Source organism: Rhodanobacter sp. C06, assembly GCF_002001105.1.
Lineage (GTDB): Bacteria > Pseudomonadota > Gammaproteobacteria > Xanthomonadales > Rhodanobacteraceae > Rhodanobacter_A.
Genome location: NZ_MUNP01000034.1, coordinates 38,438 through 60,971 on the forward strand (window position 1 = coordinate 38,438; position 22,534 = coordinate 60,971).

The 22,534-nt window shown below is 68.1% G+C and carries 23 protein-coding genes; 14 read left to right on the top strand and 9 right to left on the bottom strand.

Annotated features, from left to right (window positions below):
• Nucleotides 1-112 precede the first annotated feature (112 nt).
• A complete protein-coding gene (fucP, locus tag B0E52_RS03895) occupies nt 113-1,417 on the top strand; it encodes an L-fucose:H+ symporter permease (protein ID WP_077481977.1) in 1,305 nt (434 codons plus the stop codon).
• Nucleotides 1,417-1,794 (top strand): L-rhamnose mutarotase, encoded by a 378-nt coding sequence (locus tag B0E52_RS03900; RefSeq protein WP_077481979.1) that lies wholly within the window; start codon nt 1,417-1,419, stop codon nt 1,792-1,794. The genes fucP and B0E52_RS03900 overlap by 1 nt, the downstream gene beginning before the upstream one ends.
• 59 nt (nt 1,795-1,853) lie before the next feature.
• Here the strand turns inward: B0E52_RS03900 and B0E52_RS03905 are convergent, their stop codons facing one another.
• Genes B0E52_RS03905 through B0E52_RS03925 form a run of 5 tightly spaced genes read right to left on the bottom strand, consistent with a single transcriptional unit; the run spans nt 1,854 to nt 6,746 of the window.
• Nucleotides 1,854-3,179: an L-fuconate dehydratase gene (locus tag B0E52_RS03905; RefSeq protein ID WP_077481981.1), complete on the bottom strand. Its 1,326-nt coding sequence runs from the start codon at nt 3,177-3,179 to the stop codon at nt 1,854-1,856.
• Complete coding sequence (locus B0E52_RS03910) at nt 3,176-4,036, bottom strand: fumarylacetoacetate hydrolase family protein (protein ID WP_077481983.1); 861 nt, start codon at nt 4,034-4,036, stop codon at nt 3,176-3,178. Before B0E52_RS03910 ends, B0E52_RS03905 begins: the two co-directional genes overlap by 4 nt.
• 25 nt (nt 4,037-4,061) lie before the next feature.
• Entirely contained in the window at nt 4,062-4,808 is a 747-nt protein-coding gene (locus B0E52_RS03915) for an SDR family oxidoreductase (protein WP_077481985.1), read from the bottom strand.
• Between the two features lie 28 nt (nt 4,809-4,836).
• Nucleotides 4,837-5,712, bottom strand: coding sequence for an amidohydrolase family protein (locus B0E52_RS03920; RefSeq protein WP_077481987.1), 876 nt, complete (start codon nt 5,710-5,712; stop codon nt 4,837-4,839).
• Nucleotides 5,709-6,746 (bottom strand): aldo/keto reductase, encoded by a 1,038-nt coding sequence (locus tag B0E52_RS03925; protein ID WP_077481989.1) that lies wholly within the window; start codon nt 6,744-6,746, stop codon nt 5,709-5,711. The genes B0E52_RS03920 and B0E52_RS03925 overlap by 4 nt, the downstream gene beginning before the upstream one ends.
• A 263-nt stretch (nt 6,747-7,009) precedes the next feature.
• Between B0E52_RS03925 and B0E52_RS03930 the strand changes: the two genes are divergently transcribed.
• Nucleotides 7,010-9,265, top strand: a complete 2,256-nt coding sequence (locus B0E52_RS03930) for a family 20 glycosylhydrolase (RefSeq protein ID WP_077481992.1) — start codon at nt 7,010-7,012, stop codon at nt 9,263-9,265.
• 94 nt (nt 9,266-9,359) lie between these two features.
• Nucleotides 9,360-9,848, top strand: coding sequence for a GNAT family N-acetyltransferase (locus B0E52_RS03935; RefSeq protein ID WP_077481994.1), 489 nt, complete (start codon nt 9,360-9,362; stop codon nt 9,846-9,848).
• 3 nt (nt 9,849-9,851) lie between these two features.
• Here B0E52_RS03935 and B0E52_RS03940 read toward each other — a convergent pair whose 3' ends face one another.
• From B0E52_RS03940 to uvrA, 3 genes are read right to left on the bottom strand one after another with little or no spacing between them, the layout of a single operon-like run.
• Entirely contained in the window at nt 9,852-10,487 is a 636-nt protein-coding gene (locus B0E52_RS03940; protein ID WP_077481996.1) for an AraC family transcriptional regulator, read from the bottom strand.
• Nucleotides 10,488-10,497: 10 nt separating this feature from the next.
• Entirely contained in the window at nt 10,498-10,992 is a 495-nt protein-coding gene (locus tag B0E52_RS03945) for a thioesterase family protein (RefSeq protein WP_077481998.1), read from the bottom strand.
• Nucleotides 10,989-13,913: an excinuclease ABC subunit UvrA gene (gene uvrA / locus B0E52_RS03950; protein WP_077482000.1), complete on the bottom strand. Its 2,925-nt coding sequence runs from the start codon at nt 13,911-13,913 to the stop codon at nt 10,989-10,991. The genes B0E52_RS03945 and uvrA overlap by 4 nt, the downstream gene beginning before the upstream one ends.
• A gap of 220 nt (nt 13,914-14,133) precedes the next feature.
• On the opposite strand from uvrA, the gene rplU reads away from it, so the two are divergent.
• The 3 genes from rplU (at nt 14,134) to cgtA (ending at nt 16,007) form a co-directional block, all read left to right on the top strand.
• A complete protein-coding gene (gene rplU, locus B0E52_RS03955) occupies nt 14,134-14,448 on the top strand; it encodes a 50S ribosomal protein L21 (protein ID WP_077482002.1) in 315 nt (104 codons plus the stop codon).
• A gap of 19 nt (nt 14,449-14,467) precedes the next feature.
• On the top strand, nt 14,468-14,725 hold the full coding sequence (gene rpmA / locus B0E52_RS03960) for a 50S ribosomal protein L27 (RefSeq protein ID WP_077482004.1): 258 nt from the start codon (nt 14,468-14,470) through the stop codon (nt 14,723-14,725).
• Nucleotides 14,726-14,921: 196 nt separating this feature from the next.
• Nucleotides 14,922-16,007 carry an Obg family GTPase CgtA gene (gene cgtA / locus B0E52_RS03965; protein WP_077482006.1) on the top strand — a complete coding sequence of 362 codons (1,086 nt, stop codon included), beginning with the start codon at nt 14,922-14,924 and terminating at the stop codon, nt 16,005-16,007.
• A gap of 55 nt (nt 16,008-16,062) precedes the next feature.
• Here cgtA and ccsA read toward each other — a convergent pair whose 3' ends face one another.
• Nucleotides 16,063-16,860 carry a cytochrome c biogenesis protein CcsA gene (ccsA, locus tag B0E52_RS03970; RefSeq protein ID WP_077482008.1) on the bottom strand — a complete coding sequence of 266 codons (798 nt, stop codon included), beginning with the start codon at nt 16,858-16,860 and terminating at the stop codon, nt 16,063-16,065.
• 120 nt (nt 16,861-16,980) lie between these two features.
• Here ccsA and B0E52_RS03975 point away from each other — a divergent pair, with 120 nt between their 5' ends.
• The 7 genes from B0E52_RS03975 to trmD all read left to right on the top strand — a co-directional run bounded on the left by B0E52_RS03975 (nt 16,981) and on the right by trmD (nt 22,508).
• Nucleotides 16,981-17,268, top strand: a complete 288-nt coding sequence (locus B0E52_RS03975) for an autorepressor SdpR family transcription factor (protein WP_077482010.1) — start codon at nt 16,981-16,983, stop codon at nt 17,266-17,268.
• Nucleotides 17,265-17,909: an SdpI family protein gene (locus B0E52_RS03980; RefSeq protein WP_077482012.1), complete on the top strand. Its 645-nt coding sequence runs from the start codon at nt 17,265-17,267 to the stop codon at nt 17,907-17,909. Before B0E52_RS03975 ends, B0E52_RS03980 begins: the two co-directional genes overlap by 4 nt.
• A gap of 19 nt (nt 17,910-17,928) precedes the next feature.
• Nucleotides 17,929-19,266, top strand: a complete 1,338-nt coding sequence (locus B0E52_RS03985) for an alpha/beta fold hydrolase (protein WP_139351577.1) — start codon at nt 17,929-17,931, stop codon at nt 19,264-19,266.
• Between the two features lie 47 nt (nt 19,267-19,313).
• A complete protein-coding gene (gene ffh / locus B0E52_RS03990) occupies nt 19,314-20,699 on the top strand; it encodes a signal recognition particle protein (RefSeq protein WP_077482016.1) in 1,386 nt (461 codons plus the stop codon).
• Nucleotides 20,700-20,963: 264 nt separating this feature from the next.
• A complete protein-coding gene (gene rpsP / locus B0E52_RS03995) occupies nt 20,964-21,218 on the top strand; it encodes a 30S ribosomal protein S16 (protein WP_077482018.1) in 255 nt (84 codons plus the stop codon).
• A 2-nt stretch (nt 21,219-21,220) separates the two neighbouring features.
• Nucleotides 21,221-21,736: a ribosome maturation factor RimM gene (rimM, locus tag B0E52_RS04000; protein ID WP_077482020.1), complete on the top strand. Its 516-nt coding sequence runs from the start codon at nt 21,221-21,223 to the stop codon at nt 21,734-21,736.
• 19 nt (nt 21,737-21,755) lie between these two features.
• Entirely contained in the window at nt 21,756-22,508 is a 753-nt protein-coding gene (gene trmD / locus B0E52_RS04005) for a tRNA (guanosine(37)-N1)-methyltransferase TrmD (RefSeq protein ID WP_077482022.1), read from the top strand.
• Nucleotides 22,509-22,534: the final 26 nt, after the last annotated feature.

Consider the following 22,534-nt stretch of genomic DNA (forward strand, 5'->3'; position numbering starts at 1 on the left):
TTATGCTGGTGAATAACTGTTTCATATTTGCACGTCGGCGCGAAGCCCGTGCGGGCACGCATCGCCGGACGCCAGCGCCATGCAACGGGAGAGAGGGGTGGATGTGCAAGTGATGACGGAGTCCCCGGCAACACCTATTGCCACCGCGCCGCAAGGCGTCCGCCGCTGGCTGCCGCTGTTCCTGATCGTCGGCCTGTTCTTCCTGTGGGGCGGCGCGAACAACCTCAATGACGTGCTGATCGCGCAGTTCAAGCTGGCTTTCGTGCTGGACGATTTCCAGGCGGGCCTGGTGCAGAGCGCGTTCTACCTCGGCTATTTCCTGGTGGCGATGCCGGCGGCGATGTTCATGCGCCGCTACGGCTACAAGGAGGCGGTGGTGGTGGGACTGGTGCTGTACGGCGCGGGCGCGCTGCTGTTCTGGCCGGCGGCGCAGCTGCGCACTTACGGGCTGTTTCTGTTCGCGCTGTTCGTGATCGCCACCGGGCTGGCCTTTCTGGAAACCTCGGCGAATCCGCTGATGACCGTGCTGGGGCCGCGCGAAGGCGCGGCGCGCCGGCTCAACTTCGCGCAGGCATTCAACCCGCTGGGCTCGATCGCCGGCGTGCTGATCGGCAAGCATTTCATCCTCGCGGGCGCGGAACACACGCCGCAGCAACTGACCGCGATGACGGCCGCCGAGCGCGACGCGTACTTCACCACGGCGACGCATGCGGTGCAGTGGCCGTACCTGTGCATCGGCCTGGTGGTGCTGGCCTGGGCCGTGCTGGTGCTCGTGATGCGCTTCCCCGCAGTGGCCGCGCCGCACAAGCTGACCACGCGCGCCATCGGGCACGACGGCGCGCTGGTCCGGCTGCTGCGCGACCGCGGCTTCACCGGCGCGATGGCGGCGCAATTCTTCTACGTGGGGGCGCAAGTCGGGGTATGGAGCTACACCATACGCTACGTGCAATCGAGCATGCCCGGCACCTCGGCGCACGCGGCGGCGAACTTCATCCTCGCCGCGCTGGTGTGTTTCATGGCGGGTCGCTTCGTGGGCACGGCGCTGATGAAATACCTGGCGCCGGTGCGCCTGCTGCTGGCATTCGCCGCGATCAACGTGGTGCTCACGCTGTACGCGCTGCTCTGGCCCGGCCTGAGCGGCGCCTGCGCGCTGGTGGCCTGCAGCTTCTTCATGTCGGTGATGTACCCGACGATCTTCGCGCTTGGCGTGGAAGGCATGGACGACGACGAGCGCAAGCTCGGCTCGGCCCTGCTGGTGATGACCATCATCGGCGGCGCGGTGCTCACCGCGGCGATGGGCGCGGTGTCCGACTTCGCCGGCATCGCGCGCGCGCTCGGCGTGCCGGCGCTGAGCTTCGCGGTGGTGGCGTGGTTCGCGTGGCGACAACTGAAGCATGCGCGCGTGGAGGAACGTTGATGCCGCGGCTCTACTACGCGCTCGATCTGCACGACGACACGGTGGCGATCGCCGAGTACGAGAACTGGCACCGGCCAGACGTGATTTGGCCGGAAATCATCGCCTCGATCCGCGCCGCCGGCATCGAGGACATGGAGATCTTCCGCAGCGGCAACCGGCTGGTGATGATGATGCAGGTGTCCGACGACTACGACGCCGCCGGCAAGCAGGTTGCGGACGCGGCCAACCCGCGCGTGCAAGAGTGGGAGCAGCTGATGGATCGCTACCAGCAGCGTCTGCCGTGGGCGAAGCCGGGCGAGAAATGGGTGGCGATGCGCGGAATTTTTTCGCTGCGCGACGCGCTGGCGGCGGGTGTAGTCAACCCGCCGAGGGGGTGAAGGCTGCGGGTTCCCCGAACCCTCTCCCCAACCCCTCTCCCGGAGGGAGAGGGCTTGAATCAGCGCCAGGCTGCGCCGAGCGGGTACGCGTATTCCTGCAGCGAGGCGTCCTTCATCTGCGCGGAGAAGCCCGGCGCGAGCGGGGCGAGGTAGCGCCCATCGCGCACTACCACCGGATCGACGAAGTGCTCGTGCAGGTGGTCGACGAATTCGATCGCGCGATCCTCCTTCTGGCCGCTGATCGCCACGAAGTCGGCCATCGCCAGGTGCTGCACCAGTTCGCACAGGCCCACGCCGCCGGCGTGCGGGAACACGCGCACGTCGAACTTGGCGGCCAGCAGCAGGATCGCCAGGTTTTCGTTGACGCCGCCTACGCGGGCCGCGTCGATCTGCACCAGGTCCACCGCGCCGGCCTGGAACAGCTGCTTGAACATCACGCGGTTGTGGGTGTGCTCGCCCGTGGAGACCGGCATCGGCGCCACCGCGCGACGGATCGCCGCGTGGCCGAGGATGTCGTCGGGGCTGGTGGGCTCCTCGATCCAGGCGATGTCGAATGCGATGAGCTGCTTCAGCCACGCGATGGCGTCGGGCACGTCCCAGCGCTGGTTCGCGTCGATCGCTATGGCGATGTCGGGGCCGACAGTTTCGCGCGCGAGGCGGCAGCGCCGCACGTCGTCCGCCACGTCCAGGCCCACCTTGAGCTTGATCGTGCGGAAGCCGTCGGCGACCGCCTCGCGCGCGAGCCGCTGCATCTTCTCGTCGCCGTAGCCCAGCCAGCCGGGCGAGGTGGTGTAGGCAGGGTAGCCCTCGGCCAGCAGTTGCTCGATGCGCTGCTGTCGGTGCGGCACGGCGTCGCGCAGCAGGGTCAGCGCTTCTTCCGGCGTGAGCGCGTCGCTCAGATAACGGAAATCGATGGCAGCGACGATCTCCTCCGGCGACAGCTCCGCGATGTAACGCCACAGCGGTTTGCCTTTGATGCGTGCGGCGAGATCCCAGGCGGCGTTGACCACCGCGCCGATCGCCATGTGCATCACGCCCTTCTCGGGGCCGAGCCAGCGCAGCTGCGAATCGCCGGTGAGGCGGCGGGCGAACCCGCCGAGGTCGTTGACGATGGACTCGACGGAGAGGCCGACGACATGCTCGGCCAGTGCATCCAGCGCGGCTTTCTGCACGTCGTTGCCGCGGCCGATGGTGAACACGAAGCCGTGGCCCGCCAGCCCGGGCTGGTCGCTGCGGAGGGTGACACAGGCGGCCGAGTAGTCCGGGTCGGGGTTCATCGCGTCCGAGCCGTCCAGCTCGCGCGAAGTGGGGAAGCGCACGTCGAGCGTGTCCAGCGCCACGATGCGCGCGGCGCGGGCGTCGGGGGCGGAGGCCGCGTGGTTCATGCCGACACCGCGGCGGCGTAGGCGACGGTGCGCTGGCGCTGCCGGCCCAGGCCATCGATGCCCAGCTCCACCACGTCGCCGGGGCGCAGGTACACCGGTGGCTTCTGGCCCAGGCCCACGCCTGCCGGCGTGCCGGTGCTGATGATGTCGCCGGGCTGCAGGGTCATGTAGCGGCTGATGTAGCTCACCAGCTCGGCCACGCCGAAGATCATGTTGCGGGTGTTGCCGTTCTGGTAGCGGTGGCCGTTGACCTCCAGCCACAGCGCCAGATTCTGCGGGTCGGGCAGTTCGTCGGCGGTGAGCAGCCACGGGCCGATCGGGCCGAAGGTGTCGCAGCTCTTGCCCTTCACCCACTGGCCGCCGTGTTCGAGCTGGAAGGCGCGCTCGGACAGATCGTTCACCACCAGGTAGCCCGCGACATGCGTGAGCGCGTCTTCGACGCGCACGTGGCGTGCGGTGTCGCCGATCACCACGCCAAGCTCCACTTCCCAGTCGGTCTTGACCGAATCCTTCGGGATGATGACGTCATCGTTCGCGCCCATGATGGTGTTGGTGGCCTTCATGAACAGGATGGGCTGCTCGGGCGGCTGCGCGCCGGTCTCGGCGGCGTGGTCGGTGTAGTTGAGGCCCACGCAGATCATCTTGCCGGTGTGCGCCACCGGCGCGCCGTAGCGCGGCGTGCCGGCGATTTCCGGCAGGGTGGCGGGATCGAGCGCCGCGAGTCGCTTGTGGCCATCGCGCACGAGCGCGCCGGCGTCGATGTCGCCAACGTGGGCGGAGAGGTCGCGCAGCTTGCCCTGCGCGTCGATCAGGCCGGGCCGCTCCTGGCCGGGGGCGCCGTAACGGACGAGTTTCATGGTGGTGTGCTCGGTTGAACGTGTTTCAGTTGGACCAGCCGCCGTCCACGACGTGGACGGTGCCGGTGGTGAAGGAGGATTCGTCGGCGGCGAGATACAGCGCCAGCGCGGCGATCTCTTCCGGCGTGCCGAGGCGACCCATCGGCTGGCGGTCGGTGAAGCTCTTCCACACGGCTTCCTCGTCGCCGCCCAGCGCGCGCACGCGCTGGCCCAGCGAGGGCGTCTTCACCGTGCCGGGACAGATCGCGTTGCAGCGCACGCCGCGCGCCACGAAGTCGGCGGCGATGGAGCGGGTGAGGCCGATCACCGCGGCCTTGGTCGTGCCGTAGGCGAAGCGGTTCGGCACGCCCTTGATGCTCGACGCCACCGAGGACATGTTGATGATGCTGCCGCGGCCGCGCTCCAGCATCGCCGGCAGCACCGCGCGGCACAGCCAGTACATGCCGTCCACGTTGATGCGGAACGAGCGTTGCCAGGCGTCGTCGTCGGTGTCGAGGATGGTGCCGGCGTGCACGTAGCCCGCGCAGTTGAACAGCACGTCGAATGGCGCGTTGCCGTCGACCAGTGCGCGGATGTCCTCGGCGCGGGTGACGTCCAGCCGCTGCGTGCTGATCGAGGCGTGTTCCTGCGCGAGGCTGGCCAGCGCCGCTGCGTCGATGTCGGTAGCCAGCACCGTGGCGCCTTCGCGGGCGAAGGCGAGCGCGGTGGCGCGGCCGATGCCGGCGCCGGCGGCGGTGACGAGGGCATGCTTGCCCGGCAGTCGGCCATTCATGCGCGTGGCCTCTGGGCGGTGGAGTGGTTCATGGGATGGCTCCGGCGGAAGCGGGGAAGTCGGGTGCGCGGCGCGGGCGGTAGAACGCCAGCGCGTTGCGGCTGAAGATGCGGTCCAGCGCGTGGGGGGCGTGCCGTTGCGCGAGCGCGCGGGCGAGCTCCAGCCAGTGCGCGTAGCTGTCGCGCAGCGTGAGTACCGGCCAGTCGCTGCCCCAGATCAGCCGCGCGGGACCGAAGCAGGCGAACAGGTGGTCGACGTATGGATCGAGCGTGCTGGGCGGCGTGCCGGGCGCGAGCTCGGTGAGCAGGCCGGAGAACTTGCAGCAGACCTTGGGCAACGCGGCCAGCTCGCTGATCGGCGCGGCCCAGTCGTCGTAGCGACCGTGCGCGATGTCCGGCTTGCCGGCGTGATCGAGCACCACGCGCAGCTCGCGTTCGCGCCGCAGCCGCTGTCGCAGCGCCGGCAGTTGCGGCGGCCGCACCAGCGCGTCGAAGGCGAGGTCCAGTTCCTGCAGGCACGCGAACGCCGGGTCGAGCGCGGGGCGCGCCAGCCAGCCGGGATCGGGATGATCCTGCGCCATCGGCCGCATGCCCAGCAGCAGGCCGTCGCCGTCGCGCGCCAGCGCGCGGATGCGCGCGGCCGCGTCGGGCGCCTCGAAATCCACCCAGCCCACCACGCCGAGGATGCCGCGGTCGGCCTGGGCCAGTTCGAACAGGTAGCGCGTTTCCGCCTCGCTCGCCGCCGCCTGCACCAGCACGCTGCCGGCCACGCCGGCGACACTGCGCTGCGGCTGCAGGTCGGCGGGCAGGAAGTCGCGCTGCAGCGCGGCGTCGGCCTCGCGCAGCCACGCGTAGTCGCCGCGATCCACGCGCCAGTAGTGCTGGTGGGCGTCGATCAGGTTCATGGCGTAGGCGTGTTGGCGTCGAGCAGGCCAGCGTTGCGCAGTTCGTTCCACAGTGTTGGCGGCAAGGGCGTGTGCATGCGCTGCACGGCGCTGTCGACTTCCGCCGACGAACGCAGGCCGCACACCACGGTGGCGACGGCGGGATGCGCCAGCGGAAACTGCAGCGCGGCGGTCCCGACCGTGACGCCGAACCGCTCGCAAAGGTCGTAGTAGCGTTGCGCCCGCGCGCGGGTCGCGGCATCGGCCGGGGCATAGTTGTAGGTAGCGCCGGGCGCGTCGTCGGCCCCCAGCAGGCCGGAGTTGTAGGGGCCGGCCGCCATCACGGCGACGTTCCGCTGCACGGCCTGTGTCATCAGCTGCGCGCTGTCGCGCTGCTCGAACAAGGTGTAGCGGCCGGCCAGCATGATGACGTCGAGTGGAAACTCCGGCATCACCTGCAGGCACACGTCCTGCTCGTTGACGCCCAGGCCGATCGCGCCGCACACGCCTTCGCTGCGCAGCTCGGCCATGGCGGGCAGGGTCTCGTCCAGCACCTGGCGCAGGATGGCCGGGTGGCGCGCGCCGTGGGTCAACGCGCCGATGTCGTGCAGCAGCAGGATCTCGACATGGTCGGTGGCCAGCCGGCGCAGGCTGGATTCCACCGAGCGCAGGATGCCTTCACGGCTGTAGTCGAACACGGCGCGGTGGCCACTCACCGCGAAGCCGTCGTCCGCGGCCGGCTGGCTGGCGTCGGCGTCCAGCAACAGCCTGCCCACCTTGGTCGACAGGCTGTAGTCGCTGCGCGGGATGCCTGCCAGCGCCGCGCCGAGACGGGATTCGCTGAGGCCATAGCCGTAGTAGGGCGCGGTGTCGAAGTGGCGGATGCCCGATCGCCACGCGTGCTGCACGGCAGCGAGGGCATCGTCTTCCGCCACGCCGGCATAGAGGTTGCCGATCGGCGCGCCGCCGAAGGACAGCGGCGGCAGCCGGCGGCTCACCAGCGCCGGTGTCCCCGCGGGACGGGGCGGCTCGGCTTCTGCGCTGGCATGCGTCATGTCTTCACCCTGCGCTGCGTGGTGCCGTCGTCTGCCTGGCCGGACGCCGGGATCGGGTTGCGTATTCGTGCGCGGTGTCGCGCATCGAACCTTGCGTGCTAGTGTGCACGTATGAAACGATGATTTACAAGTGAGCAAATTGCCGCCGCCCTGGAGGCCAGGCGGGGGCAAGCCATCGGGATAATCCCGATTCTCGATCGCCGCCATGCGCCGGATTGTGTCCATGGCCGCGGGTTTCGTCCGAACGACGTGGGGAAGCATTGATGTCGAAGATCCTTGTGCGGTGCCTGTTGGGCCTGTCCATCCTGCTGCCGGCCCTGGGCATGGCGGCCGGCATTTCCATCATTCCCCAACCGCGACAGCTGCAGCTGGAGCAGGGCAGTTACCGGCTCGATGCGCACACCCGCGTGGCGGCGCCGAAGGACGCCCGAGGCCGCGAGATCGCCGCCTTCCTGCGCGAGGCGATCCGTGCGCAGACCGGCATCGCGGTGCGAGAAGGGGATGCCGCGCACGGCATCGAGCTGAAGCTCGATCCGGCGGTGCAGGGCGCCGAAGCCTATCGGCTCGCGGTGACGCCGAAGCGCATCACGGTCAGCGCCGCGACCGACAAGGGCCTGTTCTGGGGTGTGCAGACGCTGCGCCAGCTGCTGCCGCTGGAACACGCCGCGCAGGTGACGGTGCCCGCGGTGACCATCGAGGACGCGCCGGCCTACGCCTGGCGTGGCGTGATGCTCGATGTCGCCCGGCACTTCTACCCGGTGAGCTTCATCGAGAAACAGCTCGACCTCTTGAGCTACTACAAGATCAACACCTTCCACTGGCACCTCACCGACGACCAGGGGTGGCGCATCGAGATCAAGCGTTACCCGAAACTCACCAGTGTCGGCGCGTGGCGCACCGAGGCGGACGGCACGCGCTACGGCGGTTTCTACACCCAGGCGCAGATCCGCGAAGTGGTGAACTACGCGCGCGAGCGCAACATCACCGTGATCCCCGAGATCGAGATGCCGGGACACAGCGTGGCCGCGATCGCGGCCTATCCCGAGCTTTCGTGCAGCAAGCAACCGGCGACCGTGCCCACCACCTGGGGCGTGTTCAAGAACATCGACTGCGTGGGCGACGAAGGCACCTTCACCTTCCTGCAGAACGTGCTGGACGAGGTGCTGCCGCTGTTCCCGTCGAAGTACGTGCACATCGGCGGCGACGAGGTGCCGAAGGACGACTGGCACGACTGCGCCTCCTGCCAGGCGCTGATGCACAAGCTGGGGCTGAAGGACGAGGAAGGCCTGCAGAGCTACTTCATCCAGCACATCCAGAAGTACCTGGAGGGCAAGGGCAAGACCATGATCGGCTGGGACGAGATCCTCGAAGGCGGCGCCAGCAAGAACGCCGTCGTCGAGGTCTGGCGCGGCGACGACGAGGCGCGCAAGGCGCTCGAGAACGGCAATCGCGTGATCGTGGCCGGGCCGTTCTACCTCGACTCGCCGCTGCTCAAGCTCACCGTGCAGAACGTGTTCCGCACCGACATCACCGGCGCCGCGCCGACGCCGTACACCGAGGCCAAGCCGGAGAATGCCGCCATCATCGCGGCGCACCGCGCACAGATCCTGGGCGCCGAGGCGCCATTGTGGAGTGAGCGCGCGAACCCGTACAACGCCGAGTCCAAGCTGTACCCGCGCGCGCTCGCCTTCGCCGAGAACCTGTGGCGCGGCAATGCGCACGACGACGCAGCCTGGGCGGACTTCCACCAGCGTCTTGAGGCGCAGTACCCGCGGCTGGATGCATGGCACGTGGCCTACGGTCCGGAGGATCGCGCGGTGGTGCAGTACGCGATCACGGTGGATGCCAAGGGCGGCTGGCAGCTGCACGCGCAGCGCGGCTTTGACGACCTGGTGAACCATTACACGCTGGACGGCAGCACGCCGAGCGCGAAGTCGCCGTCGTTCACCGACTCGGTGGTGGTGCCGCATGCCGGCACGCTGCAGGTGGTGCCGTTCCGCAAGGGGCTGCGCTACGACAATCCGACCAGCTTCACCTTGGTGGACAACCTCGCCACCGGCAAGCCGCTCAGCCTCGCCCAGCCGCCTTCGCCGAAGTACGCGCCCGCCAGCGCGCTGACCGACGGCGTGCTGGGCAGCGGCGATTTCCGCGACGGGCAGTGGGTCGGCTGGAACGACCACGACATCGACGCCAGCATCGACCTGCAGAAGTCCACGACTATCCACTCGATCGCCGTGAATTTCCTGCAGGACACCGGCTCGCGCATCCTGGCGCCGCGGCAGGTGAGCTTCCAGGTCTCCGGCGACGGGCAGCACTGGACCGCGCTGCAGACCGAGCAGCCGCAGGCCGACGTGATGAGCGCGCGGCCGGCGGAGTTCCATCTCGTGTTCAAGGCGAGCAAGCCGTTGAGCGCACGCTATGTCCGTGTCACCGCGAGCCGTTACGCAAACGTACCGGCCGGCTTCCCGGACGGTGCCGCCAACACCTGGTTGTTCGCGGACGAGATCCTGGTGAAGTAACGCCGCGCGACGCGCGATGGATCAGATTGATCCAAGCGCGCGGCGATCGCCTCCGGCAGACTGGTGCGAAACCGGCTGACGGAGGCGAGCGGGTATGTCGACAGCATCAGGCATCAGCATCGCGCCGGCCCGCTTCCCCGCGGACGGCGCGGTGGTGCGCGAGCTGTTCGCGGAATACGCGGAAAGCCTCGGCATCGATCTCTCCTTCCAGGGGTTCGCGTCAGAGCTGGCGCAACTGCCCGGCAAGTACGCACCGCCGCTGGGCGACATCCTGCTCGCCCGCGACGCCGCGGGCTCGGTCCTGGGTTGCGTGGCATTGCGGCCCACGATGCTGCCGGGCACGGCCGAGATGAAACGCCTGTACCTGCGCCCCGCCGCGCGCGGTCAGGCGCTGGGGCGCCGGTTGGCGGAAGCGATCCTCGTGCGCGCTCGCGAGGCGGGCCATGCGCGCGTGGTGCTGGACACGCTGGCCACGATGCATGCCGCACGGCGGCTGTATGTGGAGCTGGGTTTCCAGCCCATGCCGGCGTACTACGACAACCCGTTACCCGGCACGCTGTACATGGCGCTGGAGCTGGCTTGAAGCTTACGCCGCTGCCGACCAGCCACTGCGGAAGACCGCTGGCGTCATCCCGCAGGTGCGGACGAATTCGCGATTGAGATGCGCCTGGTCATAGAAGCCCGCAGCCAGCGCAGCTTCCACCACGGGGACCTGGCGGCGCAGCAGCGTCTTGGCCTGCTGCATGGCGAGCAGCACGTGGAAGTTGTGCAGGCTGCTGCCGGTTTCGCGGCGGAAGGTGCGCGACAGGTGACCCTCGGACACGGCGCAGCCTCGCGCGACCGCGGTGACATCGGTGCGCAACGAGGGGCGTTGCGCCAGCAACGTGGCGGCTCGTGCGGCCAGCATGGCGGTTTCGCGAGCAGCTGTGCGAGACGCGGGCACGAAGCGCGAGACGAAGGCCCAGCCCTGCCGATCCAGCGGTTCGAAACGATGGACTACGCCAGCCGGCACGATCAGCGTGTCGCCGGCGGCGACATCACGGAAGCCGTGGGGCAGACGCAGGCGCGCACGGCCGGCAAGCACCTGGACGAGTTCATCGCCGGCGTGGAAATGAGGACGGAAACGCCAGGCGTGGCGTTTGCCCGCGATGGTCTCGACCGGCTCCCCCGTGTCGTGGTCGACCGCAAATGCGGTGCGGACAAGGGCGGAGCGGTCGCGCATGGCCGATGGCCTAGCCGACCGCGTCGCGGATCGCTGCCGGCAGCACCACCGGTTTGCCGGTGGCCGGATCCATCCACACCATCACCACGTGGCCGTCGCAGTACAGGGTGTCGGCGTCGGCGGCATCCACCAGGCGGTGGGCGATGGTCATCGAGCTGTTGCCGATGCGTTCGCAGTAGAGCTGCACGTGCAGTTGTGCCGGCCATTCGATGGGGCGGCGGTAGTTGAGCTGCACGGCGGCCATCACCGGCATGCTGTGTTCGTCGAACCACGGGCCGGGCACGTGGCTCAGCCACTGCAACCGCGCCTCCTCCAGGTAGGTGAGGTAGTTCGAGTTGTTGACGTGGTTGAAGGCGTCGAGGTCGCGCCAGCGTGCGGCGATATCCGCCGTGAACAGCGGCTTCGGCGCGGTCGGCGCTGCATCGGCGGCGACTGGCGCGGCGGCGGATTCGGCTTTCTTGCCGCGGCGGGCGGGTTTGGGCGATTCGCTGGCGGTCTTGCTCATGAGGATTTCTTCTTTCCGCGCATCGGCTTGTGCTTGTCGGCCGAGGCGATGTGCTTGAGGGTGTTCTTTGTCCGCTTCGCGGCGATGGACTTGGCGGGCTTGAGGTGCGGCGCGAGGAAGTGGCCGGTATGCGAGCCGGGCGTGGCGGCCACGGTTTCCGGCGTGCCGGCAACCAGGATGCGGCCGCCGCCGGCGCCGCCCTCGGGGCCGAGGTCGACGATCCAGTCGGCGGTCTTGATCACGTCGAGGTTGTGCTCGATCACCACCACGGTGTTGCCCTGGTCGACCAGCTGGTGCAGCACATCGAGCAGTTGCTCGATGTCGTGGAAATGCAGGCCGGTGGTGGGCTCGTCGAGGATGTACAGCGTGTGGCCGGTGTCGCGCTTGCTGAGTTCCTTGGACAACTTCACGCGTTGCGCCTCGCCGCCGGACAGCGTGGTCGCGCTCTGGCCGAGCTTGATGTAGTCCAGGCCCACCGCGCGCAGGGTATCCAACTTGCGCGCGATGGTGGGCACGTTCTCGAACAGCTTGAGCGCATCCTCCACCGTCATGTCGAGCACGTTGGCGATGGTGTGGCCCTTGTAGTGGATCTCCAGCGTCTCGCGGTTGTAGCGCTTGCCATGGCAGGAATCACAGGGCACGTAGACGTCGGGCAGGAAGTGCATCTCCACCTTGATCATGCCGTCGCCTTCGCAGGCCTCGCAGCGGCCACCGCGCACGTTGAAGCTGAAGCGGCCCGGCTCGTAGCCGCGCGCGCGCGCCTCGGGTACCTGGGCGAACAGCTCGCGCAGCGGGGTGAACAGGCCAGTGTAGGTGGCCGGGTTGGAGCGCGGCGTGCGGCCGATCGGCGACTGGTCGATGTCCACCACCTTGTCGAACAGCTGCAGGCCTTCCACCGACTTGAACGGCGCGGGCTGCGTGCCGGCGCCGTTGAGCTCGGCGGCGGCGAGGCGGAACAAGGTGTCGTTGACCAGCGTCGACTTGCCCGAGCCGGACACGCCGGTGACGCAGGTGAACAGGCCGGCGGGAACCGCCAGGTCCACGCTCTTCAGGTTGTTGCCGTTGGCGCCGCGCAGGTGCAGCCAGTACGCGTCATCGTTGGGCTGGCGACGCTGCTTCGGCACCTCGATGGCGCGCTCGCCGGAAAGGAACTGGCCCGTGACGGAGCGCTTGGAGGCGAGGATGTCCTTCACCGTGCCCTGCGCGACGACTTCGCCGCCGTGCACGCCGGCACCGGGGCCGATGTCGAGCACGTGGTCGGCCATGCGGATGGCGTCCTCGTCGTGCTCGACCACGATCACCGTGTTGCCGAGGTCGCGCAGGCGGGTGAGCGTGCCGAGCAGACGCTCGTTGTCGCGTTGGTGCAGGCCGATCGAGGGTTCGTCCAGCACGTACATCACGCCGACCAGGCCGGCGCCGATCTGCGAGGCGAGGCGGATGCGCTGTGCCTCGCCGCCGGAGAGTGAATCGGCCTGGCGGTCCAGCGTGAGGTAGTTGAGGCCAACGTCGTTGAGGAAGGTCAGCCGCTCGCGGATCTCCTTGACGATCTTCGCCGCGATCTCGCCGCGCCAGCCGGTGAGCGTCAGGTCCGCGAAGAACGCCAGCGCGTCGTCGATGGAGCGGTTGGTGAGCGCGGGCAGCGCGTGGTCGGCCACGAACACGTTGCGCGCCGAGCGGTTCAGGCGCTGGCCCTCGCACTCGGGGCAGGGATGGTCGCTGATGTACTTCGCCAGTTCCTCGCGCACCGCACCGGATTCGGTTTCCTTGTAGCGCCGTTCGAGGTTCGGCAGGATGCCTTCGAACGCGTGCTCGCGGGTGACCCGGCCGCCGCGCTCGGTGAGGTAGCGGAACGCGATCTTCTGCTTGCCGCTGCCATGCAGGATCGCCTGCTGGGTGGCCTTGGGCAGATCCTGCCAGTGGGTGTCCACGTCGAAGCCGTAGTGCGCGGCCAGCGACTGCAGCATCTGGAAGTAGTGCGGGTTGCGCCGGTCCCAGCCGCGGATCGCACCGCCGGACAGCGGCAGTTCCGGATGGCCGACCACGCGCGCGGGATCGAACACCTGGGTCACGCCCAGGCCGTCGCAGCTGGGGCAGGCGCCGACCGGCGAGTTGAACGAGAACAGCCGCGGCTCCAGCTCGGGCAGCGAGTAGTCGCACACCGGGCAGGAGTAGCGCGAGGAGTACAGCTGCTCTTTCGCGGACGGATCGTCCATGTCGGCGAGGATCACCAGCCCGTCGCCCAGCCGCAGCGCGGTCTCGAAGGATTCGGCGAGGCGCTGCTTGATGTCCTCGCGCGGGCGGAAGCGGTCGATCACCGCCTCGATCGTGTGCTTGATGCGCAAGCCCAGTGGTGGCACGGCGTCGAGGTCGAACACGGTGCCGTCCACGCGGGCGCGCACGAAGCCTTGCGCACGCAGCTGGTCGAACACCTGGACGTGCTCGCCCTTGCGCTCGCGGATCACCGGGGCGAGCAGCATGTAGCGCTTCTCGGGGTCGAGCGCGAGGGTGGCGTCCACCATCTGGCTCACCGTCTGCGCTTCCAGCGGGATGCCGTGGTCGGGGCAGCGCGGAGTGCCCACGCGGGCGTACAACAGGCGCAGGTAGTCGTACACCTCGGTGATCGTGCCCACGGTGGAGCGCGGATTGTGCGAGGTGGACTTCTGCTCGATCGAGATCGCCGGCGACAGGCCTTCGATGTGGTCGACGTCGGGCTTCTCCATCATCGACAGGAACTGCCGCGCGTAGGCCGACAGCGACTCCACGTAACGCCGCTGCCCTTCGGCGTAGATGGTGTCGAAGGCCAGCGAGGACTTGCCCGAGCCGGACAGGCCGGTGATCACGATCAGCCGGTCGCGCGGCAGGTCGAGATCGATGTTCTTGAGGTTGTGCGTGCGTGCACCGCGGATGCGGATGGTGTCCATGGCGCTCGGATATGGGGGGAGCCCATTACTATACCAAGCCGTTCAGTACGTCTGCTTACTTGCCAGGAGGTGACCCGGAGACGTTGAGGCGCGCCGGGATTCCGGCTTGGCATGGTCAGTAATTGACCAGCGCTTCGGGAGGTCGTTATAATCCGCGGTTCGTCAGTCCCTGTCCGGGACATGGCGATACCCAAGAGAATAACGACAGAAGGGCATTCCCATGAGTTACGCAGTCATCAAGACCGGTGGCAAGCAGTACCGTGTGCAGCAGGGCGACGTGCTGCGCGTGGAGCTGTTGACCGCCGATGAAGGCGCCACCGTGAGCTTCGACCAGGTGTTGCTGGTCGGTTCCGGCGAGTCGGTCACCGTCGGTGCGCCGATCGTGGACGGCGCCACCGTCAGCGCCATCGTGCGCAAGCACGGCCGCGCCGACAAGATCCGCATCATCAAATTCCGCCGCCGCAAGCATTACAAGCGTCAGCAGGGTCATCGTCAGCATTTCACCGAAATCGAGATCACGGGCATCAACGCCTGAGCAACTGGAGCATTGAGTCATGGCACATAAAAAAGGCGTAGGTTCCAGCCGCAACGGTCGCGATTCGAACCCGAAGTATCTCGGCGTGAAGATCTACGGTGGCCAGGCGATCGAGGCCGGCAACATCATCGTGCGCCAGCGCGGCACCCAGTTCCACCCGGGCGCCGGCGTGGGTCTCGGCCGCGACCACACCTTGTTTGCCCTGGTGGACGGCAAGGTGGAGTTCAAGGTTCGTGGCGAGAACAACCGCCGCTTCGTCAGCGTCGTGAAGGCCTGACCTTCAGCGTAGCTGCAGCGAAAGCCCCGCTTCGGCGGGGCTTTTGTTTTCTGGAGGGAACAGCGCAGGGAATGGGGAATCGCAAGAGCGGTTCCCGGCGATTCGCTGCCGTGCGTCGGCATGTGCCACTAGACTGACCGCCGCGCCCGCTTTGTCTGTTTCCCATTCCCTATTCTCGATTCCCGGCTCCACACCCATGAAATTCGTCGACGAAGCAATCATCAAGGTCCAGGCCGGCGACGGCGGCAACGGCTGCGCGAGCTTCCGCCGCGAGAAGTTCATCCCGTTCGGCGGGCCGAACGGAGGTGACGGCGGCAGCGGCGGCTCGGTGTGGCTGGTGGCCGACGAGGGCATCAACACCTTGGTCGATTTCCGCCACCAGCGCAGCTACAAGGCGGAGCGCGGCGAGAACGGCAGGGGCAGCGACATGTATGGCAAGGGTGGCGAGGACACCACGATCCGCGTGCCGGTGGGCACCATGATCACCAACGTCGATACCGACGAGACGATCGGCGACCTCACCGCGCACGGCCAGCGCCTGCTGGTGGCACAGGGCGGCAAGGGCGGTCTTGGCAACATCCATTTCAAGAGCTCGGTGAACCGCGCGCCGCGCCAGTTCACCAACGGCACGCCGGGCGAATCGCGCGAGCTGAAGCTGGAGCTGCGCCTGCTCGCCGACGTGGGCCTGCTCGGCTTCCCGAATGCGGGCAAGTCCACCTTCATCCGCGCGGTGTCCGCGGCCACGCCGCGCGTGGCGGATTACCCGTTCACCACCTTGCATCCGAACCTCGGCGTGGTCAGCCTGGGCACCGACCAGAGCTTCGTGATCGCCGACATCCCCGGGCTGATCGAGGGCGCCGCCGACGGCGCCGGGCTGGGCATCCAGTTCCTGCGCCACGTGTCGCGCACCAGCCTGCTGCTGCACCTGGTCGACATCGCGCCGGTCGACGACACCGACCCTGTGGAGCAGGTGCGCACGATCGAGCACGAATTGGCGAAGTTCAACCCCGAGTTGCTGGAGCGGCCGCGCTGGCTGGTGCTGAACAAGTCCGATGCGCTGCCCGAGGATGAGCGCCAGCGCGTGGCGGCAGACATCGTGCGGCGCCTCGACTGGAAGGCACCTTGGTTCCTCGTCTCCGCCTTGGCCCGGGACAACACCATGGCGGTTTGCCAGCAGGTGCAACGTTTCTTCGAGGCGCAGCGTGCGGAGCGCGCCGAACAGCGTGCCGACCTCGCGCCCGGCGACGTGCGTTTGCGCGGCGAGCCGCAGGAGCGGTCGTAGGAGCGGCTTCAGCCGCGATTCCCTGTCATCGCCTCGGTCGCGGCTGAAGCCGCTCCTACACGCTTCTGTGCAGGATCAGCTCCAGCACCGCCTTGCTGCCGAAGAAGGCCAGCAGCAGCACGGCCATGCCGGTCAGGCACAGGTTCACCGCGCTGCGTCCGCGCCAGCCGTGCTTCCAGCGGCCCCACAGCAGGGTGCCGAAGATCAGCCAGGCGATCACGCTGAGCACCGTGGTGTGGATCAGGTGCTGGGCGCGGATGTTCTGGATGAACAGCGCGCCGCTCAGCAGGGTCAGCGTGAGCAGGGCGAAGCCGGCGCCGATCAGGCGGAACAGCAGCGACTCGGTCTGCACCAGTGGCGGCAGCGCTTTCATCACGCGCGCCGGCCGGTGCGCGCGCAACGCGCGCTCCTGCACCGCCAGCAGCACCGCTACCACGGCGGCGATCGACAGCAGGCTGTAGCCGAGCAGGGCGATCGCCACATGCAGGCTGATCTGCCAATCCAGCGGATTCGGCGTGGTGGGCGGGGCCAGGAAGATGTCCAGTCCCAGCAGCAGCGCCGCCAGCGGGAACACGATCACGCCCAGCCCGGCCACCGGCCGCGCCAGGTTCACCAGCAGAGTCAGCGCCGCCACCACGCAGGCCACCAGCGACAGCGCGGCGAAGAAGTGCAGGTCCAGCCGTCCGCCATGCGCCCCCATGAGCACTGCGATGTGCAGCAGCATGCCCAGCGTGGCGGCGAGCAGGCCCAACCGCTGCGGCGAGCGCGGGCAGCCGGTCAGGGGGGCCGCCAGCAGGCTGGCACCGCCGAGGTAGCACATGATGGCGAGGATGGAAGGCAGGGCAAGCGACATGGCGAACGAGTTTGGCACAGGGCTGCGGTTTGCGTGAACGCAGGGCATGACTTTCGTCACTGGTTATATTTAGAGATTTGTCTAAATATCTATGCGTGTACCGTGTGTGTGGCGAGGCCGATGAAGCAGCAGGAAGTGTTCAAGGCGCTGGCCGATCCCACGCGGCGCGCGATCCTGAAGCGCCTGCAGGGCGGCGCCTTGACCGCCGGCGAGATCGGCGAGGCGTTCGACATCACGCCGGCCTCGCTGTCGCACCACTTCGCCGTGCTCAAGCATGCCGACCTGGTACGCACCGAGCGGCAAGGTCAGTTCATCGTCTACTCGCTCAACAGCACCGTGATGGAGGATCTCACCCGCATGGTGCTGGATCTGTTTCCGTCGAAAGGGAGTCAGGGAGGCAAACGATGAAATTGCATCGCAATCTGCTGGTGTCCGCGGTCTTTGTCGTAGTGGCGGTGATCGCTGGTGTGTGGTTGTACCCGCGACTGCCGGCCGAGGTGCCCACGCACCTGGACATGCACAACCACGTCAACGGTGTCACGCCGCGCTTCTGGGCGGCCGCATTTCCGGCGTTGGGCGTGCTCATCGTGGCGGCGCTGTCCGTGGTGCTGCCGGCGGTTTCGCCGCGCCAGTTCGCGATCAGGCGGTTCGAGGGCGTGTGGGGCGTGCTGATGCTGATCATGCAGGGCTTCGTGCTGGTCGCCAGCCTGGGCATCCTGCTTGCCGGAGCCGGCTATGCCGTGTCGATGCCGACCATCGTCATGCTCGCCGCCGGTGTGTTGTACCTGCTGCTCGGCAACTACATGGGCAAGCTGCGCCGCAATTTCTTCATCGGCATCCGCACGCCGTGGACGCTGGCCAGCGATGCGGTGTGGGAACGCACGCACCGTTTCGGCGGCCGGCTGTTCATGCTGGGCGGCCTGGCGGTGGTGCTCATCGCCATGGTCGATCCCGCGCCATGGCTGCTGCTGATCGTGCTGGCGGCGGTGTGGCTGATCGCGGCGGGGTACTCGTACTACATCCACTTGCAGCTGGAAGGCAGTCGCTGACCAGCGAGGAGATACGCGCATGTTCAAGCGAGCAACGGGTTTGACGGTGGCCATGCTGGGCATGGTGTTGACGGCGCCGGCCGTGGCGCAGCCCGCGGCGGCCTGCCAGGCACACGGACAGGCCGCACTGGAGGCATGGACGCAAGGGCGCTTCGACCAGGTCGGCAAGGATTTTGCCCCCGTGGTGGCTGGCAAGCTCACGCCGGAGATGCTGCGCCAGGTCTGGGGGCAACTGCAGTCGCAGGCGGGCAGCTTCAGGTCGCTGGGCGCTTTGGCGCCACGCTCATTGGGCGGGCAGGACGTACTGGTCGCGATGCTGACGTTTTCCGATGCGCCGTTGGCGGCGATCATCCATTGCGACGCGCAGGCCCGCATCGACGGTTTCCGGGTGGTGCCGGCGGCGTCGGTGCAACCGGTCGCCGCGGCGCCGGAGCCGGCCATAGCCGGTGCGGTATCGCGGGCCATGCCGGTGCCTTCGCCGCTGGGGCTGCTGCCCGGCACCCTGACGCTGCCCGAAGGCAAGGGGCCGTTCCCGGCGGTACTGCTGGTGGCCGGATCCGGGCCGCACGACCAGGACGAGACGATCGGCCCGAACAAGCCGTTCCGCGACCTCGCCGCGGCGCTGGCCAAGGCGGGCGTGGCGACGTTGCGCTACGACAAGCGCACATATGCTCACGCCGCGCAAATCGACGCGAAGGCTTTCACCGTGGACGATGAGGTGACCAACGATGCGCTGGCCGCCGCCCGCCTGCTGGCGCAGCAGCCAAGCATCGATCCGCGCCGCGTGTTCGTGCTGGGGCACAGCCTGGGCGCGATGCTGGCGCCGCGCATCGGTCAGCGCGATCCGCGGCTGGCGGGGCTGATCCTGTTGGCGGCGCCGGCGCGGCCCTTGCTGGAAATTTCCGCCCAACAGGTGCGCGAGCAGGGGCAGCGCAGTCACGAGACGGCAGCACAGATCGCGGCCAGCGAGCAGGCCATCCTGGCCGAACAGAAACTGCTGGCCGCGGCCGATCCACGGCATCCTCCCGTGGGTTCGTTCGGTGGCATGCCGCAACGCTACTGGCTGAGCCTGCACGAGGTCCATCAAGTGGAGGTGGCGAAAAAGTCGTCGATGCCGATGCTGATCCTGCAGGGCGGCGGCGATTTCCAGGTGTCGCCCACGCTGGATTTCTCGCGCTGGCAGCAGGCGCTGGCGGGGCGGCCGCAGACGGACTTCCACCTGTATCCCGGCCTCAGCCACCTGTTCATGCCGGCGGGCAAGACGGAGACGGTGGCCGATTACCAGACGCCGGCCCACGTGGATGCGAAGGTGATCGCCGACATTGCGGCTTGGGTGAAGGCGCAGCCGGCGCGCTGAGCGGGCTCGGTTATAATCACCCGTTCGCTCATACCGATGCCGCCCTCATGTTCGAATCGCTCAGCCAACGCCTGTCCAGCACCGTCAACCGCCTGCGCGGCCGCGGCCGGCTGACCGAGGAAAACATCCGAGAGGCCTTGCGCGAGGTGCGCATCGCATTGCTGGAAGCCGACGTGGCGTTGCCGGTAGTGCAGGCGCTGATCCAGCGCGTGAAGGTGCGCGCGGTGGGCCAGGACGTGATGAAGAGCCTGTCGCCCGGCCAGGCGCTGGTGAAGGTGGTCAGCGACGAGCTGACCGCAGTGATGGGCACGGCCAACAGCGAACTGAACCTCGCCGCCACGCCGCCGGCGGTGGTGCTGATGGCCGGTCTGCAGGGCGCGGGCAAGACCACCACGGTGGCCAAGCTGGCGCGCCTGCTCACCGAGCGCAAGAAGAAGAAGGTGATGGTGGTGAGCTGCGACGTCTACCGTCCGGCCGCCATCGAGCAGCTGCGCACGCTGGCCGAGCAGGTGGGAGTGAAGTTCTTCCCGTCCGCCGCGGGGCAGGATCCGGTGCAGATCGCCAAGGACGCGATCGCCGCGGCCCGCCGCGAAGTGGTCGACGTGCTGCTGGTCGATACCGCCGGTCGCCTGCACGTGGACGAGGCGATGATGGCCGAGATCAAGGCGCTGCACGCCGCGATCACGCCGGTCGAGACGCTGTTCGTGGTCGACTCGATGACCGGCCAGGACGCTGCCGTCACGGCCAAGGCCTTTGCCGACGCGCTGCCGCTCACCGGCGTGGTGCTCACCAAGACCGACGGCGACGCCCGCGGCGGTGCGGCGCTCTCGGTGCGCTACATCACCGGCCGGCCGATCAAGTTCCTCGGCGCCGGCGAGAAGACCGATGCGCTGGAGCCGTTCCACCCGGATCGCCTGGCGCAGCGCATCCTCGGCATGGGCGACGTGCTGTCGCTGGTCGAGGAAGTCGAGCGCAAGGTCGACCATGAGAAGGCGCAGAAGCTGGCCCAGAAGGTGATGAAGGGCAAGCGCTTCGACCTCAGCGACATGCGCGACCAGTTGGAGCAGATGAACAACATGGGCGGCCTCGCCGGCCTGATGGACAAGCTGCCGGGCGTCTCCGGCCTGCCGGACAGCGTGAAGTCCAAGGTCAACGACGGCGAGATCAAGCGCATGGTGGCGATCATCGGCTCGATGACGCCCAAGGAGCGCCGCCACCCCGACACCCTGAACGGCTCTCGGCGCGCCCGCGTGGCGAAGGGTTCGGGCACCCAGCCCGCCGACGTCAACCGCCTGCTGAAGCAGTACATGCAGATGGAAAAGATGATGTCCAAGCTCTCCCGCGGCGGCGGCAAGGGCCTGCTGCGCCAGATGAGCGGTGCGCTGAAGGGCATGGGCGGGATGGGTGGCATGGGCGGACTTCCGCCGCGCTGACGCGAGTACCAGCGCGGGCCATGGATGGCCCGCTCGTTTCCATCGCCGCGGCGATGGAAACGGAGCCAAGGCCGGCGAGCCGGCCTTGGCGAGCCCGGGAAGGGCAGGAAAGCCCTTCCCGGGCAGTCGGGCAACGCTTCGTCTTTTCAGGTGGACCGGCGCCACCTCTTCCTTTTTTAACCACAATTCCCTAAAATGCCGCGTTTACCGCGCACGCCACACGTGCGTGCGGCCGGCGATTCCGGCATCTCTGGAGCTTTCATCATGGTCAAGATTCGTCTTTCGCGCGGTGGCGCCAAGGGCCGCCCGTTCTACCACGTCGTGGTCACCGATCAGCGCAACAAGCGCGACGGCCGCAACATCGAGAACGTGGGCTATTACAACCCGGTCGCTGCGGGCAAGGACAAGCGCCTCGAGCTGAACGTCGCGCGCGTGCAGGAGTGGGTGGGCAAGGGCGCCCAGCTGAGCGACAAGGTCGCCGCGCTCGTGAAGGAAGCCGGCAAGCAGCAGGCGGCCTGAACGTGACGACAGCCGGTCGGCGCGTCCCGGTCGGACGCATCGTCGGGCTGCATGGCGTGCAGGGCTGGATCAAGCTCGAATCCTGGACCGAGCCCCGCACGAAGATCTTCGATTACCACCCCTGGCTGCTGGCAACGGTACCGGATGCGGTGATGGAGATCACGGGAGCGAAGGGGCGCCCGCAGGGCAAGGGCTTGGTGGCCCAACTGCCCGGCGTGGACGACCGCGACGCGGCAGCAGCCCTCGTCGGCAGCGACATCTACGTCGCCCGCGAGCAGCTGCCGCCTCTCGGCAAGGACGAGTATTACTGGGTCGACCTCGAAGGCTTGGAGGTCGTCACCACCGAAGGCGCGGCGCTCGGGCGGGTCAGCCACCTGTTCGGCACCGGCGCCAACGACGTGGTGGTGGTGCGGGACGGCACGCGCGAGCGGCTGGTCCCCTTCATCCAGGGCAGTTATGTGCGTTCGGTGGACTTGTCCGGCGGGCGCATGGTGGTGGACTGGGATCCCGAATTCTGAAAGCTGGAGTTTGAGGTCCATGCGCATCGACGTCGTCACGCTGTTCCCCGACTTCATGCGCCAGTGCGCCGCGGTCGGTGTGGTGGGACGCGCGCAGCAGCGCGAGCTGCTGCAGGTGGAAACCTGGAATCCGCGCGACTACGCCACCGACAACTACCGTACCGTGGACGGCCGCACCTGCGGCGGCGGCCCCGGGATGGTGATGCTGATCCAGCCTCTGCGTGACGCCCTCAAGGCGATGCGCGAGGCCGCACCGGAACCGGTGCACGTGATTTACCTGAGTCCGCAGGGAGCGCGGCTCACGCAGGGCAGGGTGGAGGCGCTGGCGAAGCTGCCGCGCATCGCCTTGCTCTGCGGGCGTTACGAGGGCGTGGACGAACGCCTGCTGGCGCACGAAGTCGACGAGGAGCTTTCCATCGGCGACTATGTGCTGTCCGGCGGCGAGCTGGGAGCTGCCGTGGTGATCGACGCGGTGGGCAGGTTGCAGGAAGGTGCGTTGAACGACGCGCAGTCCGCCGAGCAGGACTCGTTCTCGAACGGCTTGCTGGACTGCCCGCACTACGCGAAACCGGTGAGCGACGTCTACGGCGAGGTGCCGGCGGTGCTGCTCTCCGGCGACCACGCGGCGATCCGCCGCTGGCGCCTGAAGCAGGCGCTGGGGCGTACCTGGCTCAGGCGCCCGGAACTGTTGGCGAAACGCGCGCTGGATGCGGAATCCCGCGCGTTGCTGGAAGAATTCCGTCGCGAATACCGCGCGACGGGTGGAAATTGAAGGGTGCGGTCATGGATGACCGCTGT

Excerpts from the sequence above, each read along its gene's own strand:
- B0E52_RS03940 (WP_077481996.1), bottom strand. The coding sequence starts at position 10,487 with ATGCGCGACCGCTCCGCCCTTGTCCGCACCGCATTTGCGGTCGACCAC.
- B0E52_RS03905 (WP_077481981.1), bottom strand. The coding sequence starts at position 3,179 with ATGAACCACGCGGCCTCCGCCCCCGACGCCCGCGCCGCGCGCATCGTG.
- B0E52_RS03985 (WP_139351577.1), top strand. The coding sequence starts at position 17,929 with ATGTTCAAGCGAGCAACGGGTTTGACGGTGGCCATGCTGGGCATGGTG.
- rpsP (WP_077482018.1), top strand. The coding sequence starts at position 20,964 with ATGGTCAAGATTCGTCTTTCGCGCGGTGGCGCCAAGGGCCGCCCGTTC.
- B0E52_RS03935 (WP_077481994.1), top strand. The coding sequence starts at position 9,360 with ATGTCGACAGCATCAGGCATCAGCATCGCGCCGGCCCGCTTCCCCGCG.
- B0E52_RS03930 (WP_077481992.1), top strand. The coding sequence starts at position 7,010 with ATGTCGAAGATCCTTGTGCGGTGCCTGTTGGGCCTGTCCATCCTGCTG.
- B0E52_RS03915 (WP_077481985.1), bottom strand. The coding sequence starts at position 4,808 with ATGAATGGCCGACTGCCGGGCAAGCATGCCCTCGTCACCGCCGCCGGC.
- uvrA (WP_077482000.1), bottom strand. The coding sequence starts at position 13,913 with ATGGACACCATCCGCATCCGCGGTGCACGCACGCACAACCTCAAGAAC.
- B0E52_RS03980 (WP_077482012.1), top strand. The coding sequence starts at position 17,265 with ATGAAATTGCATCGCAATCTGCTGGTGTCCGCGGTCTTTGTCGTAGTG.
- rplU (WP_077482002.1), top strand. The coding sequence starts at position 14,134 with ATGAGTTACGCAGTCATCAAGACCGGTGGCAAGCAGTACCGTGTGCAG.
- B0E52_RS03975 (WP_077482010.1), top strand. The coding sequence starts at position 16,981 with ATGAAGCAGCAGGAAGTGTTCAAGGCGCTGGCCGATCCCACGCGGCGC.
- trmD (WP_077482022.1), top strand. The coding sequence starts at position 21,756 with ATGCGCATCGACGTCGTCACGCTGTTCCCCGACTTCATGCGCCAGTGC.
- cgtA (WP_077482006.1), top strand. The coding sequence starts at position 14,922 with ATGAAATTCGTCGACGAAGCAATCATCAAGGTCCAGGCCGGCGACGGC.
- B0E52_RS03910 (WP_077481983.1), bottom strand. The coding sequence starts at position 4,036 with ATGAAACTCGTCCGTTACGGCGCCCCCGGCCAGGAGCGGCCCGGCCTG.
- B0E52_RS03920 (WP_077481987.1), bottom strand. The coding sequence starts at position 5,712 with ATGAACCTGATCGACGCCCACCAGCACTACTGGCGCGTGGATCGCGGC.
- rpmA (WP_077482004.1), top strand. The coding sequence starts at position 14,468 with ATGGCACATAAAAAAGGCGTAGGTTCCAGCCGCAACGGTCGCGATTCG.
- B0E52_RS03925 (WP_077481989.1), bottom strand. The coding sequence starts at position 6,746 with ATGACGCATGCCAGCGCAGAAGCCGAGCCGCCCCGTCCCGCGGGGACA.
- ccsA (WP_077482008.1), bottom strand. The coding sequence starts at position 16,860 with ATGTCGCTTGCCCTGCCTTCCATCCTCGCCATCATGTGCTACCTCGGC.
- B0E52_RS03900 (WP_077481979.1), top strand. The coding sequence starts at position 1,417 with ATGCCGCGGCTCTACTACGCGCTCGATCTGCACGACGACACGGTGGCG.
- fucP (WP_077481977.1), top strand. The coding sequence starts at position 113 with ATGACGGAGTCCCCGGCAACACCTATTGCCACCGCGCCGCAAGGCGTC.
- ffh (WP_077482016.1), top strand. The coding sequence starts at position 19,314 with ATGTTCGAATCGCTCAGCCAACGCCTGTCCAGCACCGTCAACCGCCTG.
- B0E52_RS03945 (WP_077481998.1), bottom strand. The coding sequence starts at position 10,992 with ATGAGCAAGACCGCCAGCGAATCGCCCAAACCCGCCCGCCGCGGCAAG.